Raw genomic sequence first — 16,912 nt, 5'->3', positions numbered from 1 at the left:
TCTTTCTATACACTTACCCACTGGCCAGCTGCCTGAATTTGTCCATTAGGAGTGAAAACAAGGTATGAGCACCATCGAAGAGCGCGTCAAGAAAATCGTTGCCGAGCAACTGGGTGTTAAAGAAGAAGAAGTGGTCAACACCGCTTCCTTCGTAGAAGACCTGGGTGCCGACTCCCTTGACACCGTTGAGCTGGTGATGGCTCTGGAAGAGGAATTCGAGACCGAAATCCCTGACGAAGAAGCTGAAAAGATCACTACTGTACAAGCTGCAATCGACTACGTTACCAGCCATCAGGCGTAATAGTTTGTAATCGTTGCTTGCTGTCATGGAAAAACCGCACTGCCATCATGGCGTGCGGTTTTTTCTTTAGGCCTGATGCAAAGTCGTCATTTGAAAAGGAGAGTGCTGTGTCGCGTAGACGCGTCGTAGTCACCGGTATGGGTATGTTGTCGCCACTGGGCACGGATGTGCCGAGCAGTTGGCAGGGCATTCTGGCTGGCCGCAGTGGCATTGGTCTGATCGAACACACCGACCTTTCTGCCTATTCGACCCGCTTTGGCGGTTCGGTCAAAGGTTTCAATGTCGAGGAATACCTGTCGGTCAAGGAAGCGCGCAAGCTCGACCTGTTCATTCAGTACGGTCTGGCCGCAGGCTTTCAAGCCGTGCGCAACGCCGGTCTGGAAGTCACCGATGCCAACCGTGAACGCATTGGCGTGGCCATGGGTTCGGGCATTGGCGGTCTGACCAACATCGAGGAAACCAGCCGCACCCTGCACGAGACAGGTCCGCGACGGATCTCTCCGTTCTTTGTGCCTGGCTCGATCATCAATATGATTTCCGGCTTCCTGTCGATCCATCTGGGGGCACAGGGACCCAACTACGCCATTGCCACCGCGTGCACCACCGGTACGCACTGCATCGGCATGGCAGCGCGCAACATCATGTACGACGAAGCCGACGTGATGATTGCCGGCGGCGCCGAAATGGCCGCTTGCGGTCTGGGCATGGGCGGCTTCGGCGCCTCCCGTGCGCTGTCGACCCGCAACGACGAGCCGACCCGCGCCAGCCGTCCCTGGGACAAGGGCCGTGACGGCTTTGTCCTGTCCGATGGTGCCGGTGCGCTGGTTCTCGAAGAACTCGAACACGCCAAGGCCCGCGGCGCGACGATCTACGCCGAATTGATCGGTTTCGGTACCAGTGGCGATGCGTTCCACATGACCTCGCCACCCGCCGACGGCGCCGGTGCCGCGCGCTGCATCACCAATGCCCTGCGCGATGCGAAGATCAATGTCGACCAAGTGCAGTACATCAACGCCCACGGCACCTCGACACCGGCCGGCGACCTTGCAGAAGCCAATGCGATCAAGACGGTATTCGGCGATCACGCTTACAAGCTGGCGGTCAGCTCGACCAAGTCGATGACCGGCCATCTGCTGGGCGCAGCGGGCGCAGTCGAGGCGATCTTCAGCGTTCTGGCGATCAACAGCCAGGTGGCACCGCCGACCATCAACTTGGATGAGCCGGACGAAGGCTGCGATCTCGATTTCGTCGCACACACGGCGCGCAACATGGACATTGATGTCGTGCTGTCCAACTCGTTCGGTTTCGGCGGCACCAACGGCACCCTGGCGTTCCGCCGGTTCGCAGGCTGATGGACAGCTGGGTCGACGGTCAACCGGCTGACGCTTTGTCGCTGAAAGATCGCGGCCTGGCTTACGGCGATGGTCTGTTCGAGACCATGGCTGTGCACGGTGGTCGGCCGGTCCTGCTCGATCGGCACCTGACGCGTCTGGCCGATGGCTGCGCGCGTCTGGCCATCGCGACTGATCTCGAGCTGGTTCGCCATGAGCTGCTCAGCTATGCGGCAGCGATGGAGGAGGGTGTGCTCAAGCTCATCCTCACTCGCGGCGACGGCTTGCGCGGTTATGCGTCCGATCCTGCGGCGCAGGGCCGACGCATTCTGCAAGGCAATCCGCCGGCGGTTTATCCCGCTGTCCACGCCGAGCACGGCATCCGCCTGTTTCCCTGCAGCACGCGCTTATCCACGCAGCCGTTGCTGGCCGGGCTCAAACATCTGAATCGGCTGGAACAGGTGCTCGCCCGTGCCGAATGGCAGGATAGCCAGCATGCCGAAGGCTTGATGCTCGATCAGGCGGGGCGCGTTGTCGAAGGTGTGTTCAGCAATATTTTCCTGGTGCGCGACGGTGCTCTGATCACCCCGGACTTGAAGCGCTGCGGCGTCGCTGGTGTGATGCGCGCTGAAATATTGTTTCAGGCCGATTCACTGGCCATCCCCACGCAAATCGCCGATATCCCCCTCGAACAGCTGCAATGGGCTGATGAAGTGTTTGTCTGCAACAGCGTTTATGGCGTCTGGCCGGTACGCGCCTGCGCTGCACTGAGCTGGCCGGTTGGCCCGCTCACCCGTAAACTGCAAACCCTTGCCCGCGCGCTACTGGATGCTTGATTCGTGAGACGTAAACTTTTGCTGCTGCTGGAAACCGGACTGGTTCTGGCAGGGCTGCTGTTGGGCGCCAGCGCCTGGAAAATTCATTCGGCACTGGAGCAGCCCCTCAATATCCCGCAGGAACAACTGCTGGATGTGCCGAAAGGCTCTACACCGACGCGTACCTTCCTTGAGCTCGAAACCGACGGCGTCATCAAGGACGCGTTCTGGCTGCGCGTCTACTGGCGCTTCAATCTCGCCGGCACGCCGATTCATAGCGGCGAGTACCGCATGCAGCCGGGGATGACCGTCAACGGCTTGATCGATTCGTGGAAGCGTGGTGACGTGGTTCAGTACAGTCTGACGCTGGTCGAAGGCTGGACTTTTCATCAAGTGCGCGCCGCGCTGGCCAAGGACGACAAACTCGAGCAGACCCTCAACGGTCTGAGCGACAGCGACGTCATGGCGAAGATTGGCCACAAAGGCCTGTTTCCTGAAGGCCGGTTTTTCCCGGACACCTATCGTTTCGTGCGCGGCATGTCCGATGCCGAGCTTCTGAAGAAGGCTTTTGAACGTCTTGACGAGGTGCTCGCCAAAGAGTGGGCGCAGCGTTCCGCCGATGTGCCTTACAAAGAGCCGTATCAGGCGCTGATCATGGCTTCGCTGGTCGAGAAAGAGACCGGCGTACCGCAGGAGCGTGGGCAGATTGCTGGGGTGTTCGTGCGGCGCATGGCACTGGGCATGCAGTTGCAGACCGACCCGACGGTGATTTATGGCCTCGGCGATCGCTACACCGGCAAACTGACCCGCGCGCATTTGAAAGAACCGACGCCCTATAACACCTACGTGATTCCCGGCTTGCCGCCGACGCCGATTGCCATGGTCGGGCGCGAAGCGATTCATGCTGCGCTCAACCCGGTGGAAGGCTCCAGCCTGTATTTCGTTGCCCGTGGCGATGGCAGTCATGTGTTCTCCGACGACCTGGATGCACACAACAACGCAGTGCGCGAATACCAGCTCAAACGCCGTGCCGATTACCGTTCCAGCCCGGCACCGGCACCGGCACCGGCACCGGCACCCGCACCCGCGCCGGCCGCCGATGAGGCGATTCCGGCAGCCTCGCCCAACACTGCGCCCGACGCGCTGCCGCAGGTGCCAACACAAGAACCTGCGCCAGCGCCGGAGCCGGATGCCGCTGCACCGCAGAGCACGCAATGACTTTGATGAAGGACTTCCTGTGACTGGCTTGTTTATTACTCTGGAAGGCCCGGAAGGCGCGGGCAAGAGCACCAATCGCGAATACCTCGCCGAGCGCCTGCGCGCCGCCGGTATCGAAGTGCTGTTGACCCGTGAACCCGGCGGCACGCCACTGGCCGAGCGCATTCGCGAGGTGTTGCTGACCCCGGCCGACGAAGTGATGCACCCGGACGCCGAGCTGTTGTTGGTGTTCGCCGCGCGCGCGCAGCATCTGGCTGAAGTGATTCGCCCGGCGCTGGCCCGTGGCGCTGTGGTGCTGTGTGATCGCTTCACCGATTCGACATACGCCTATCAGGGCGGCGGTCGTGGTTTGTCGCTGGAACGCATCGCGACCCTGGAAAACTTCGTGCAAGGCGACCTGCGCCCCGATCTGACATTGATTTTCGACCTGCCCGTGGAAATCGGTCTGGCCCGCGCCAGTGCCCGAGGCCGACTGGACCGCTTCGAACTCGAAGGCCGGGCGTTTTTCGAAAACGTGCGCAATGCGTTTCTGAAACGCGCGGAAGCCGACCCGTCGCGCTATGTGCGGATTGATGCCGGTCAGCCCTTGGCCAAGGTTCAGCAATCGCTCGACACCTTGCTGCCGAATTTGCTGGAGCTGGCCCGTGGCTGAGGCCTATCCATGGCAAGCCAGCCTCTGGCAGCAACTGGCCGGACGCAATCAGCATGCCCACGCGTATCTGCTGCACGGTCCGGCCGGGATCGGCAAACGTGCGCTCGCCGAGCGCTTGATGGCCAGCCTGCTGTGCCAGCGCCCGACGCCGGAGGCGTGTGGCGAGTGCAAATCCTGCCTGCTGCTCAAGGCCGGCAGTCATCCGGATAATTACATTCTTGAGCCGGAAGAGGCGGACAAGGCGATCAAGGTCGACCAGGTTCGTGATCTGGTCAGCTTCGTCGTGCAGACCGCGCAGCTCGGCGGGCGCAAAGTGGTGCTGATCGAGCCGGTCGAGTCGATGAACATCAACGCGGCCAACGCCTTGCTTAAAAGCCTCGAAGAGCCGTCCGGCGACACTGTGCTGCTGTTGGTCAGCCACCAGCCGAGCCGGTTGTTGCCGACCATCAAGAGTCGTTGCGTGCAGCAGGCCTGTCCGTTGCCGGGCGAGGCGATGAGCCTGCAGTGGCTGGCTCAGGCGCTACCCGATTGCGCGGAGGAAGAGCGCGTCGAACTGCTGACGCTGGCCGCCGGTTCGCCGCTGATGGCGGTCAGCCTGCAATCGCAGGGTGTGCGTGAACAACGCGCACAAGTGGTCGAAGGTGTGAAGAAGCTGCTCAAGGGCCAGCAATCGCCGACGCAACTGGCCGAAGAGTGGAAAAGCATTCCGATGCTGCGTCTGTTCGACTGGTTCTGCGATTGGTCGAGCCTGATCCTGCGCTACCAGTTGACGCAGGACGAAGCCGGCCTCGGCCTGGCCGATATGCGCAAGGTCGTGCAGTACCTGGCGCAGAAAAGTGCACAGGGCAAAGTGCTGCAAATACAGGACTGGATTCTTGCCCAGCGGCAGAAAGTGCTGAGCAAGGCCAACCTCAATCCGGCCCTGTTGCTGGAAGCATTGTTGGTGCAATGGGCGGGATTGCCTGGTCAAAGATAGAAATGTTTACCTAGACTCTGGAGATCAGCAGTGGAGGTGAACATGATTGAACCTGTCAGCCCGGGGCCGCGTAACGGCATCTTGTCCCTGACCATCAAGGACAAGTCGGTGCTTTACGCCGCCTATATGCCGTTTATCAAGAACGGTGGCCTGTTCATCCCGACCAACAAGAGCTACAGGTTGGGTGACGAGGTGTTCATGCTTTTGCACTTGATGGACGAAGCGGAAAAAATTCCGGTCGCCGGCAAAGTCGCCTGGATCACCCCCAAAGGCGCACAAGGCAACCGCGCCGCCGGCGTTGGCGTGCAATTCAACGACGGCGACGACACGGCGCGCAGTCGCATCGAAACTCATCTGGCCGGAGCGCTGAAATCCGACCGTCCTACTCATACGATGTAAGTTGCAGTCCTTTTTATGCTCGTAGATTCCCATTGTCACCTGGACCGTCTCGACCTCGCCGCCCATGACGGCTCGCTGGATGCCGCACTCGCTGCGGCCCGCGAGCGCGGGGTCGGACACTTTCTGTGCATCGGCGTCAGTGCCGACAACGCCGCCGACGTCAAGGCGCTCGCTGAACGCTACGACGACGTTGACTGTTCGGTCGGCGTGCATCCACTGGATGTACAGCCGGGCGCGGCGCCGGCGCTGGATTGGCTGCTGCACGAACTCAATCACCCGAAGGTGGTGGCGATCGGTGAAACCGGTCTCGACTATCACTACGAGCCGGAAGCCGCCGAGTTGCAGCAGGAGTCGTTTCGCCTGCATCTGCAAGCGGCACAGCAGACCGGCAAACCGGTGATCATCCACACTCGCGGTGCGCGCGCCGACACCCTCGAACTGCTGCGCGAAGCGGCGCTGTCCCAGGCTGGCGTGTTGCATTGCTTCACCGAAGACTGGGACATGGCCAAAGCGGCGCTGGACATGGGTTATTACATTTCCCTGTCGGGCATTGTCACGTTCCGCAACGCCGACGCTCTGCGCGATGTGGCAAGCAAAGTGCCGGCCGATCGCCTGCTGGTAGAGACCGATTCGCCGTACCTGGCGCCGATCCCGTATCGCGGTAAGCCCAACCTGCCGCAATACGTACGCGAAGTGGCCGAGTTTCTGGCGATGCTGCGCGGTGAGGACTATGAGCGCTTTGCCGAGCAGACCACGGAAAACTTCAAGCGCCTGTTTCCGCTGGCGAGTGTTAAATCTGCCGTTTGACGGTGGGTCAAATCGCAGGCAAAAAAAACCCGGGTTCTGGGGGGTGAATCCGGGTTAAGACCATTAGGAGTAAAACAAAGGCACGCGGTCCGTTGGTACCTTTACCGGCGCGACACTTGGGGGAGATGTCGCCCGACAGTTCAAGTATTGATCAGTCTGGCGTGCAGTCCAGTGAGCCGGTCGGGGTTTTTAAACAAATTTGGAATACGTTTGCTTCAGTTGAGTTCTCATTGCGTCCAAATCGTTCTCGAAATGAACAAGAAACACAGATTTGGTCGATGAACCGTGCTTTTTTGTGCAAGTTAGGCATAATACGCGGCTTCGAATTTTGACCCTTCAGACCTTTTTCTTATGCATAAAGAACCTCGTAAGGTCCGTGAATTTCGTCGCCGCGAGCAGGAAATTCTCGATACCGCGCTCAAGCTGTTCCTCGACCAGGGTGAAGACAGTGTCACCGTCGAGATGATTGCTGATGCCGTGGGTATCGGCAAAGGCACGATCTACAAGCACTTCAAATCCAAGGCCGAGATCTACTTGCGCCTGATGCTCGATTACGAGCGCGATCTGAACGAGTTGCTGCATTCGGCCGATGTCGACAAGGACAAGGAAGCGCTGTCCCGCGCCTACTTCGAATTTCGCATGCGTGACCCGCAGCGCTATCGCTTGTTCGACCGCCTCGAAGAGAAAGTGGTCAAGGGCAATCAGGTGCCGGAGATGGTCGAGGAGCTGCACAAGATTCGCGCCTCGAATTTCGAACGCCTGACGCTGCTGATCAAGGGACGCATCAGCGAAGGCAAGCTCGAAGACGTGCCGCCTTACTTCCATTACTGCGCATCCTGGGCGCTGGTGCATGGCGCGGTCGCGCTGTATCACTCGCCGTTCTGGAGCAATGTGCTGGAAGATCAGGAAGGCTTCTTCCAGTTCCTGATGGACATTGGCGTGCGCATGGGTAACAAGCGCAAGCGCGACCCGGAAACGCCGAGCACGTAAGCCATTCAGCGGGCTGATTGCGCTGTGTTTTCGCAACATGGCGCAATAGCACAGGAATATACTCGGGCATAGGGCTTGCAAAAACCTGATTTGTCAGTCAAGTTTTGTGCGCTCGATTTTCTTTTGCCGGAGTGCTTCATGATCGTTGACCGTCAAGGCAGGCGTTTTCGCAATCTGCGCATCAGCCTGACCTCTGCCTGCAACTACGCCTGTACCTACTGCGTGCCCAACGGCAAGCGGTTGGTGGCTGCGCAGGATGAGTTGTCGGCCGAAGCCATGGCGCGTGGCGTCGAATACCTGATCGAAGCGGCCGGTATCGAGCGCCTGCGCATCACCGGCGGCGAGCCGCTGGTCAGCCCCAAACTCGAATCGTTCATGAATGCCGTCGGCCAGATGGGCCTGGACGACATCAGCCTGACCACCAACGGTCAACTCCTTGCAAAAAAACTCCCGCTACTGGTGAATGCCGGTCTGCGTCGGATCAACGTTTCCCTCGATACCCTCGATGCTGCGGCCTTCCGCAGCATTGCCCGTGGCGGCGATCTGGCGAGCGTACTCGATGGTATGGATCAGGCTGCCGCCGCCGGAATGAAGATCAAGGTCAACATGGTGCCGTTGCGCGGGCAGAACCTCGATCAGGTCATGCCGCTGCTTGATTACTGCCTGGAGCGTGGCTTCGAGCTGCGTTTCATCGAGCTGATGCGCATGGGCCACTTGGCCAGGAATTCCAGCGCCTTCCTGCAGCAGTTCGTCAGTCTTGAGCAGTTGCTCGGCCTGATTGGCGAGCGTTATGAATACGCCCAGACCGATGCACCGGTGGACGCTACGGCCGTGCGCTACGTGATTTCAGGTCGCGGCAACTTCGGGGTGATCGCCAACGAAAGCGTGCCGTTCTGCCGCACCTGTTCGCGCTTGCGCCTGTCATCGACCGGTTGGCTGCATGGCTGCCTGTCGTCGAGCAACCGTCACTATGTCGGCGATCTGCTCGACAAACCGCGCCATCAAGCATTGCCGGCGCTGCAGGGGTTGCTGGTCAAGGCGTTGGGTGACAAGCAGGAGGTGGCGTTTTCCGGTGGTGCGACCGTCATGAAGATCATCGGCGGCTGATTATCCGCCTTCGCGAGCGAGCTCGCTCCCACATTTGGAATGCATTCATATGTGGGAGCGAGCTTGCTCGCGAAGGCGATCTATCAAGGGCGAAATTCACGAGCTGGCGCAAAAGCTGCATCCAACGGCCATTCGCCGGTTTTCCGACACCGGCTTCTGGAGGAATAGGATGCGTAGCCTGGTTTTGCTGCTGGCCGTTTTGGCGCTTGGCGGCTGCATGAATGTCAGCGACATGGCCGAAGGCACTCGCTCTCACATGAGCGATGCGGGGCTTCTGGATCACAGCGACAGTCGCCGGGTGAACAATATCCGCATTCAGCCGGACTCGTTCATCTTCATCGCCCAAGGCGCGTTCGCACCGCCGGGGGGCTCCTATCCACGGCCGAACGTGGTCGCCGAAGAAGCCTTCAAGGGCTTTGTCGAATACTTTCCAATGGTCCGCCGCGCCCGTGCGCCGGAAGGCCTCGATCAGGCCATGGGCGAAGCCCGTGATGCCGGCGCGCATTACCTGCTCTACACACGTTTCGCCAAGGCTGACGACCGTATCGGCAACTCCGATGAGTGGCTGGACCAGGAAGCCGTGGATCGCCTCGGTATCGATGGCGGCGTGATTCAGATCATGTTGATCGAGACCAGCACCCAGTATTTGATTGATACTGCACGGATCAAGAGTCGTGGCGGTTTACTGACGTTCCATGACTCCAAACCCGAAGACCTCATCGGTCCGCCGCTGGCGCAATACGCACGCAGCCTGCTGGGGATCGGCGACCAGTAATCAAGGAGTACGCCATGAGTGACCCGCAAACAGCCAATGACCTGCTGGGGCAGATCCCCAAGACCAAAGGCCTGCCACCGGTACATTTGTGGAACCCGGATTTCTGCGGCGACATCGACATGCGCATCGCCCGCGACGGCACCTGGTACTACCTGGGTACGCCAATCGGGCGCAAGCCGATGGTCAAACTCTTCTCCACCATCATCCGCCGCGACGGCGATGATTACTTCCTCATCACCCCGGTCGAGAAGGTCGGGATCAAGGTCGATGACGCACCGTTCGTAGCGGTGTCTCTGGAAGTGGAAGGCGAGGGCGAGACGCAAGTGTTGCGCTTCACCACCAACGTAGAGGAAACCACCGAGGCGGGGGCTGAGCATCCGATCCGTGTCGAGATTGATCCCGAGACTCAAGAGCCTGCGCCCTATGTGCATGTGCGCAGCAACCTCGAAGCGTTGATTCACCGCAATGTGTTTTACCAGTTGGTCGAATTGGCGGTAAGTCGTGAGATCGATGGCCAGCGCTGGTTGGGCGTGTGGAGCGGCGGCGAGTTCTTCCGCATTGGCTTGGAACCCTGAGCGTTTCATTCCCTGACATCAAACTCATGTGGGAGCGGGCTTGCTCGCGAAAGCGTTGGTTCAGTCAATAATTCGCTGACTGAAACCACGCCTTCGCGAGCAAGCCCGCACACACATCTGGCTTATGGATCGCCTGCAAAATCCGATTGACTGTTATTCGTATGATGATTAGCGTAGGCACCCACGCGATTCGCCTTGAGGTGTTCATGTCCAGCAGCTTTCATGCGTCAACCGTTGACTGGCTGGGCAGTTGGATCGCTGCCGGCCAGGTCAAGCCGGGGCAGACCATCAAGGTCGAGGCGGATCTGGGCGAACAGCTTGGCGTCAGCCGCACGGTGATTCGCGAAGCGATCAAAACCCTCGTCGCCAAAGGCATGCTCGAAGTCGGGCCGAAAGTCGGTACGCGGGTGTTGCCGGTGCGGCGCTGGAATCTGTTCGATCCGCAAGTGGTGGGTTGGCTGTCGCGCAATGGCTTGCCGGAAAACTTCGTCGATGACTTGCTCGATTTACGCCGCACCATCGAGCCGATGGCGGTTCGCTGGGCCTGTGAGCGGGCGACGCCGGAACAGATCGAAGCAGTGCAACTGGCTTTCAATGCGCTGGAACGTGCTGTCGACAGCGGCATCGATTACAACCGCGCCGACCAGGCTTTCCATGAATGCATTCTCGCCGCCAGCCATAATCAGTTCATCGAACAAATGGTCCCGGCCCTCGGTGCGTTACTGGCGGTGTCGTTCGAAGTCTCCGCCGCCGACCCCGATGAACTGCGCCGCACCTTGCCGATCCATAAAGACATGGCCGATGCCATCGCGGCGCGTGATTCGACCCGTGGCGTGTGGGCGTGCATGACCTTGATCGACAATGCCGATCTGGCGATAAAACGTTTCTATCCGAAAGTCATGGCCGGTAGAAAAGCTAGCTGAAATTGTCGAGACATCCTGTCTGTGGGAGCGCGCTTGTTCGCGAATGCGTCAGGTCAGATACATCATTCATTGACTGACACTCCGCCTTCGCGAGCGAGCTCGCTCCCACAGTAAAACAACAACTCAGAAGGACTTGATATGCCGTTCACCGCCCTGACCCAACACCGCGCGCAACTCGGCGAAGGCCCGTTCTGGGATGCACCGACCCAGGCGTTGTACTGGGTCGATATCGCCGGTAAACAAGCGCTGCGTCTGATTGGTCAGAATGTGCAGATCTGGCAGATGCCCGAACATGTTTCGGCGTTCATTCCTTGCAACAGCGGCGATGCACTGGTGACGTTGAGCAGCGGTGTCTACCGACTGGATCTGGATTCACCGGGGCTCGAGCCACGATTGACGCTGTTTTGCGTCGCCGACCCGCAACCGGGCAACCGCGCCAACGAAGCCCGTTGTGATGCCTTGGGCCGGTTGTGGTTGGGCACCATGCAAAACAACATCGGCGAGCAAGGCGAGGATCTGCCGCTGGTGCGCCGTTCCGGTGGCCTGTTTCGCATCGATCCCGATCAGCGCGTCACACCGTTGCTGCTCGGTCTGGGCATCCCCAATACCTTGTTGTGGAGTGACGATGGCACCACGCTGCTGTTTGGTGAAAGTCTCGACAGCACGCTCAATCGATATTTCATCCGCACCGACGGCAGTCTCGACGCGCCGCAGGCCTTTCACTCATCCGATCAACACGGCGGCCCCGACGGCTCGGCCATGGACGCTGAAGGCTTTGTCTGGAACGCGCGCTGGGACGGCAGTTGCTTGTTGCGCCTCACGCCGCAAGGGCAGGTGGATCGCAAAATCGATCTGCCGGTCAGTCGTCCGACCAGTTGCGTGTTTGGTGGTGAAGACCTGAAAACCCTGTTCATCACCAGCGCGAAGAGTCCGCTGAATCATCCTCTGGACGGCGCGGTGCTGAGCATGCGCGTCGACGTTGCAGGAAAACTCTGTACGCGTTTTGCTGGCTAAATCCCAAAATATGGGATGCAAAATTATATATTGAGATTATTTGGTGGTCGGGTTTATAGTCGGCTCCAGCAGTAACACGCACTCACACTTAAAAAGAACAAAACAGGTGAAGTGATGCAGCGAATTCTTGTCGCCCGCGCAAGCGGGATCCGCCTTTCGCCACGGCTCCATGCCGTCAGCGACGCTTGCCTGTTTCCTTCCCGTTGCCGTCAGAACCGGACATCGACCGATGCCCGGTTTTTTTGCGTCTGTGTGCAGGAGGCTTGAGCCGTGGCTGAAGCGCTGACATTGCCGGCATTGCCGGCCCCGCCCAAAGGCGAGCGCCTGAAAAACAAGGTCGTGCTATTGACCGGGGCAGCTCAGGGTATTGGTGAAGCCATTGTTGCCGCCTTCGCCTCACAGCAAGCCAGATTACTTATCTGCGATATCCAGGCCGACAAGGTCGAGCAGGTCGCCGCTCATTGGCGCGACCAGGGCCATGACGTGCAAGCGCTCAAGGTCGATGTGTCGAGTCAGCAGGATCTGCACGCTCTGGCCCGACGCGCGGTGGAATTGCATGGCCGCATTGATGTGCTGGTCAACTGCGCCGGAGTCAATGTGTTCCGCGATCCGCTCTTGATGACCGAGGAAGACTGGCGCCGTTGCTTCGCCATTGATCTGGACGGCGCCTGGTATGGCTGCAAAGCGGTGTTGCCGCAAATGCTCGAACAGGGCGTAGGCAGCATCATCAATATCGCGTCGACCCATTCCAGCCACATCATTCCCGGCTGCTTTCCGTACCCGGTGGCCAAGCACGGCTTGCTCGGCCTGACTCGCGCGCTCGGCATCGAATACGCGCCCAAGGGCATTCGCGTCAACGCCATCGCGCCGGGCTATATCGAAACGCAGCTGAATGTCGATTACTGGAATGGCTTCGCCGATCCGCATGCCGAGCGCCAACGCGCCTTCGACCTGCACCCGCCGAAACGCATCGGCCAGCCGCTGGAAGTGGCGATGACGGCGGTATTTCTCGCCAGCGATGAAGCGCCGTTTATCAACGCCTCGTGCATCACCATCGATGGTGGTCGCTCGGTGATGTACCACGACTGAATAAAACGATTTTCCAGCGCTGAACTACGCTTGAAATCCAATCATCATACGATATGACTATTTTCAAACAGCTTCACTGAGAACACGCTTCAAGCTTTTCAAACCTTGCTCAAAAAAAATAACAAGGAGTCATCTGATGAAACGTCGATTCGGGATTCGTACCCTGTGCAGCACTGCCCTGGCGGTTACTGCGTTCAGCCTGAGCAGCGCGCTGCTCGCCGCCGACGCGGTGAAGATCGGTTTTCTGGTCAAGCAGGCCGAAGAACCCTGGTTCCAGACCGAATGGGCTTTTGCCGAAAAAGCCGCCAAGGACAAAGGCTTTGAACTGATCAAGATCGCCGTGCCTGATGGCGAGAAGACCCTTTCGGCGATCGACAGCCTGGCCGCCAACGGCGCGAAGGGCTTCGTGATCTGCCCTCCGGACGTGTCCCTCGGCCCGGCCATCATGGCCAAAGCCAAGATCAACGACCTGAAAGTGATTGCCGTCGATGACCGTTTCGTCGACGCCAACGGCAAGTTCATGGAAGACGTGCCGTACCTGGGCATGGCCGCGTTCGAAGTCGGCCAGAAGCAGGGCGCCGCCATGGCTGCCGAAGCGAAGAAGCGTAACTGGGACTGGAAAGACACCTACGCGGTGGTCAACACCTACAACGAACTCGACACCGGCAAGAAGCGCACCGACGGTTCGGTCGATGCCCTGAAAAAGGCCGGCATGCCGGAAGATCACATCCTCTTCGCCGCCCTGAAAACCCTCGACGTACCGGGCAGCATGGACGCCACCAACTCGGCGCTGGTCAAGCTGCCAGGCGCGGCGAAAAACCTGATCATCGGCGGCATGAACGACAACACCGTGCTGGGCGGCGTGCGCGCTACCGAAGCGGCCGGTTTCGCCGCGAGCAACGTGATCGGCATCGGCATCAACGGCACCGACGCCATCGGCGAATTGAAGAAGCCTAACAGCGGCTTCTTCGGTTCGATGCTGCCAAGTCCGCACATCGAAGGCTACAAGACCGCCGAGATGATGTACGAGTGGATCACCGCCGGCAAAGAACCGCCGAAGTACACCGCCATGGATGACGTCACCCTGATCACCCGCGAAAACTTCAAGCAAGAGCTGGAAAAAATCGGCCTGTGGAACTGACGCAGCGACGGCCCGGGCATCCGGGCCGTTTTTCGGTGTGAAGAGGTGGCTTTATGCACGCGCAATTACAGACACAAGAACAACACGGCGCCAGCGGCAGCCTGCGCTTTAACGGGATCGGCAAGACCTTTCCCGGCGTGAAAGCGCTCGACGGCATTAGCTTCGTCGCCCATCCCGGCCAGGTTCATGCCTTGATGGGCGAGAACGGCGCCGGCAAATCGACTCTGCTGAAGATCCTCGGTGGCGCTTACATTCCGAGCAGCGGCGAGCTGCAGATCGGCGAGCAGGCAATGGCCTTCAAGTCTACTGCCGACAGCATCGGCAGTGGCGTCGCAGTGATTCACCAGGAACTGCATCTGGTTCCGGAAATGACTGTGGCCGAGAACCTGTTTCTTGGCCACTTGCCGGCCAGCTTCGGTTTGATCAATCGCAGTGAGCTGCGCCAGAAAGCCTTGAATTGCCTGAACGGCCTGGCCGATGAAATCGATCCGCAAACCAAGGTCGGGCGCCTGTCGCTCGGCCAGCGCCAGTTGGTAGAAATCGCCAAAGCCTTGTCGCGCGGCGCCCACGTTATCGCTTTCGACGAACCGACCAGCAGCCTCTCGGCGCGCGAGATCGATCGCTTGATGGCGATCATCGGTCGTCTGCGCGACGAAGGCAAAGTGGTGCTCTACGTGTCCCATCGCATGGAAGAAGTGTTCCGCATCTGCGACGCCGTCACCGTGTTCAAGGACGGCCGCTACGTGCGTACCTTCGATGACATGAGCCAGCTGACCCACGATCAACTGGTGACCTGCATGGTCGGTCGCGACATTCAGGACATCTACGATTATCGCCATCGCCCGCGTGGCGCCGTGGCGTTGAAGGTCGATGGTTTGCTCGGCCCGGGTCTGCGCGAGCCGATCAGTTTCGAAGCGCACAAGGGCGAAATCCTTGGCCTGTTCGGACTGGTCGGGGCAGGGCGAACCGAGCTGTTTCGCCTGCTCAGTGGCTTGGAACGCAACACCGCCGGCCGTCTCGAATTGCGCGGTCATGAGTTGAAGCTGCGCTCGCCGCGTGACGCGATTGCAGCCGGCATTCTGCTCTGCCCGGAAGATCGCAAGAAGGAAGGCATCATCCCGCTGGCCAGCGTTGCCGAAAACATCAACATCAGTGCCCGTGGCGCGCATTCCGGGCTTGGCTGCCTGATCCGCGGCTTGTGGGAAAAGGGCAACGCCGACAAGCAGATCAAGGCCCTGAAAGTGAAAACCCCGCACGCCGGCCAGCAGATCAAGTTTCTCTCCGGCGGCAATCAACAGAAGGCCATTCTCGGCCGCTGGCTGTCGATGCCGATGAAAGTCCTGCTGCTCGACGAACCGACCCGTGGCATCGACATCGGCGCCAAGGCCGAGATCTACCAGATCATCCATAACCTCGCCGCCGACGGCATTTCGGTGATCGTGGTGTCCAGCGATCTGATGGAAGTGATGGGCATTTCCGATCGCATCCTGGTGCTGTGCGAAGGCGCCCTGCGCGGCGAAGTCAGCCGCGACCAGGCCAATGAATCCAACCTGCTGCAACTGGCTTTGCCACGCCACCGCGCTGACGGCGTGGCGAACTGAGAGGTGACTATGATGACTACCCAAAACGAAACCCTGCCGACCGAGCGCAAACCTTTGGACATGCGGCGCTTCCTCGATGACTGGGTCATGCTGCTGGCGGCGATCGGCATCTTCGTCGCCTGTACGCTGCTGATCGACAACTTCCTCTCGCCTTTGAACATGCGCGGTCTGGGCCTGGCGATTTCCACCACCGGCATCGCCGCGTGCACCATGTTGTATTGCCTGGCGTCGGGGCATTTCGACCTGTCGGTCGGCTCGGTAATCGCCTGCGCCGGTGTGGTTGCGGCGGTGGTGATGCGCGACACCAACAGCGTGTTTCTCGGCGTCAGCGCGGCGCTGGCGATGGGCCTGATCGTTGGCCTGATTAACGGCATCGTGATCGCCAAATTGCGCGTCAACGCGTTGATCACGACGCTGGCGACCATGCAGATCGTTCGCGGTCTGGCCTATATCTTTGCCAACGGCAAAGCGGTCGGTGTTTCGCAGGAATCGTTCTTCGTGTTCGGCAACGGCCAACTGTTTGGCGTGCCGGTGCCGATCCTGATCACTATCGTCTGCTTCCTGTTCTTCGGCTGGCTGCTGAACTACACCACTTACGGGCGCAACACCATGGCCATCGGGGGCAACCAGGAAGCGGCGCTGCTGGCGGGCGTCAACGTTGATCGCACCAAGATCATCATCTTCGCCGTGCACGGTTTGATCGGTGCGCTGGCGGGTGTGATTCTGGCATCGCGGATGACTTCCGGGCAGCCAATGATCGGCCAGGGTTTTGAACTGACGGTGATTTCGGCCTGCGTATTGGGCGGGGTTTCGCTGAGCGGCGGGATCGGCATGATCCGCCATGTGATTGCCGGGGTGTTGATTCTGGCGATCATCGAGAACGCAATGAACCTGAAGAACATCGACACGTTTTATCAGTATGTGATTCGTGGTTCGATTCTGTTGCTGGCCGTGGTCATCGACCGCCTGAAACAGCGCTGACACCCTCGCGCCTGCACAGATTCGGATTGCATCAAAAGTTGCAATTCATCCATCAACCTGTGGGAGCAGGCTTGCTCGCGAAAGCGTCATCCGGCGCAACACGTTCGGCGCCCCACAGCGCTTTCGCGAGCAAGCCCGCTCCCACAGTGATCGCATCCTCCTTTCTCCATCGGTCACCTCGCGCAAATATCCCTTGCCCGCCGCGCCTCGTTTCGGT

The 16,912-nt window shown here is 59.6% G+C and carries 18 protein-coding genes; all 18 read left to right on the top strand.

Annotated features, from left to right (window positions below; all coding sequences use genetic code 11):
- Positions 1-64: 64 nt before the first annotated feature.
- The 18 genes from acpP to araH all read left to right on the top strand — a co-directional run bounded on the left by acpP (position 65) and on the right by araH (position 16,695).
- A complete protein-coding gene (acpP, locus tag ACP7D9_RS22480; protein WP_003175607.1) occupies positions 65-301 on the top strand; it encodes an acyl carrier protein in 237 nt (78 codons plus the stop codon).
- 107 nt (positions 302-408) lie between these two features.
- The gene (fabF, locus tag ACP7D9_RS22475) at positions 409-1,653 is read left to right on the top strand and encodes a beta-ketoacyl-ACP synthase II (RefSeq protein ID WP_101156232.1); all 1,245 of its coding nucleotides are present in this window, start codon (positions 409-411) and stop codon (positions 1,651-1,653) included.
- The gene (gene pabC, locus ACP7D9_RS22470) at positions 1,653-2,468 is read left to right on the top strand and encodes an aminodeoxychorismate lyase (protein WP_426159640.1); all 816 of its coding nucleotides are present in this window, start codon (positions 1,653-1,655) and stop codon (positions 2,466-2,468) included. The genes fabF and pabC overlap by 1 nt, the downstream gene beginning before the upstream one ends.
- A gap of 3 nt (positions 2,469-2,471) precedes the next feature.
- On the top strand, positions 2,472-3,665 hold the full coding sequence (mltG, locus tag ACP7D9_RS22465; RefSeq protein WP_426159639.1) for an endolytic transglycosylase MltG: 1,194 nt from the start codon (positions 2,472-2,474) through the stop codon (positions 3,663-3,665).
- A gap of 19 nt (positions 3,666-3,684) precedes the next feature.
- Positions 3,685-4,317 carry a dTMP kinase gene (tmk, locus tag ACP7D9_RS22460; protein WP_312999853.1) on the top strand — a complete coding sequence of 211 codons (633 nt, stop codon included), beginning with the start codon at positions 3,685-3,687 and terminating at the stop codon, positions 4,315-4,317.
- Positions 4,310-5,293: a DNA polymerase III subunit delta' gene (locus ACP7D9_RS22455; RefSeq protein ID WP_312999854.1), complete on the top strand. Its 984-nt coding sequence runs from the start codon at positions 4,310-4,312 to the stop codon at positions 5,291-5,293. The genes tmk and ACP7D9_RS22455 overlap by 8 nt, the downstream gene beginning before the upstream one ends.
- 42 nt (positions 5,294-5,335) lie before the next feature.
- Positions 5,336-5,692 (top strand): PilZ domain-containing protein, encoded by a 357-nt coding sequence (locus tag ACP7D9_RS22450; protein ID WP_016770983.1) that lies wholly within the window; start codon positions 5,336-5,338, stop codon positions 5,690-5,692.
- A gap of 15 nt (positions 5,693-5,707) precedes the next feature.
- Entirely contained in the window at positions 5,708-6,499 is a 792-nt protein-coding gene (locus ACP7D9_RS22445; protein WP_426159638.1) for a TatD family hydrolase, read from the top strand.
- 351 nt (positions 6,500-6,850) lie between these two features.
- Entirely contained in the window at positions 6,851-7,489 is a 639-nt protein-coding gene (locus ACP7D9_RS22440; RefSeq protein WP_016770981.1) for a TetR/AcrR family transcriptional regulator, read from the top strand.
- Between the two features lie 138 nt (positions 7,490-7,627).
- On the top strand, positions 7,628-8,596 hold the full coding sequence (locus ACP7D9_RS22435; protein ID WP_426159637.1) for a GTP 3',8-cyclase MoaA: 969 nt from the start codon (positions 7,628-7,630) through the stop codon (positions 8,594-8,596).
- Positions 8,597-8,765: 169 nt separating this feature from the next.
- Positions 8,766-9,371, top strand: coding sequence for a DUF4823 domain-containing protein (locus ACP7D9_RS22430; RefSeq protein WP_101156249.1), 606 nt, complete (start codon positions 8,766-8,768; stop codon positions 9,369-9,371).
- A 14-nt stretch (positions 9,372-9,385) separates the two neighbouring features.
- Positions 9,386-9,946: a DUF1285 domain-containing protein gene (locus tag ACP7D9_RS22425; RefSeq protein WP_426159636.1), complete on the top strand. Its 561-nt coding sequence runs from the start codon at positions 9,386-9,388 to the stop codon at positions 9,944-9,946.
- 206 nt (positions 9,947-10,152) lie between these two features.
- Positions 10,153-10,869 carry a FadR/GntR family transcriptional regulator gene (locus ACP7D9_RS22420; RefSeq protein ID WP_101156423.1) on the top strand — a complete coding sequence of 239 codons (717 nt, stop codon included), beginning with the start codon at positions 10,153-10,155 and terminating at the stop codon, positions 10,867-10,869.
- 138 nt (positions 10,870-11,007) lie between these two features.
- Positions 11,008-11,883 carry an SMP-30/gluconolactonase/LRE family protein gene (locus ACP7D9_RS22415; RefSeq protein ID WP_101156253.1) on the top strand — a complete coding sequence of 292 codons (876 nt, stop codon included), beginning with the start codon at positions 11,008-11,010 and terminating at the stop codon, positions 11,881-11,883.
- A gap of 270 nt (positions 11,884-12,153) precedes the next feature.
- Complete coding sequence (locus ACP7D9_RS22410) at positions 12,154-12,972, top strand: SDR family oxidoreductase (protein WP_426159635.1); 819 nt, start codon at positions 12,154-12,156, stop codon at positions 12,970-12,972.
- A 136-nt stretch (positions 12,973-13,108) separates the two neighbouring features.
- Positions 13,109-14,113: a substrate-binding domain-containing protein gene (locus ACP7D9_RS22405; RefSeq protein WP_101156259.1), complete on the top strand. Its 1,005-nt coding sequence runs from the start codon at positions 13,109-13,111 to the stop codon at positions 14,111-14,113.
- A gap of 53 nt (positions 14,114-14,166) precedes the next feature.
- Positions 14,167-15,714 carry an L-arabinose ABC transporter ATP-binding protein AraG gene (gene araG, locus ACP7D9_RS22400; RefSeq protein WP_101156261.1) on the top strand — a complete coding sequence of 516 codons (1,548 nt, stop codon included), beginning with the start codon at positions 14,167-14,169 and terminating at the stop codon, positions 15,712-15,714.
- 12 nt (positions 15,715-15,726) lie between these two features.
- Positions 15,727-16,695 (top strand): L-arabinose ABC transporter permease AraH, encoded by a 969-nt coding sequence (gene araH / locus ACP7D9_RS22395; RefSeq protein ID WP_101156425.1) that lies wholly within the window; start codon positions 15,727-15,729, stop codon positions 16,693-16,695.
- Positions 16,696-16,912 lie beyond the last annotated feature (217 nt).

The organism is Pseudomonas sp. TSRC2-2, assembly GCF_049897785.1.
In the GTDB taxonomy this organism is placed as follows: domain Bacteria; phylum Pseudomonadota; class Gammaproteobacteria; order Pseudomonadales; family Pseudomonadaceae; genus Aquipseudomonas.
The sequence above is the reverse complement of the archived record's forward strand: the minus strand, read 5'-3'. Positions and strand labels throughout refer to the sequence as shown.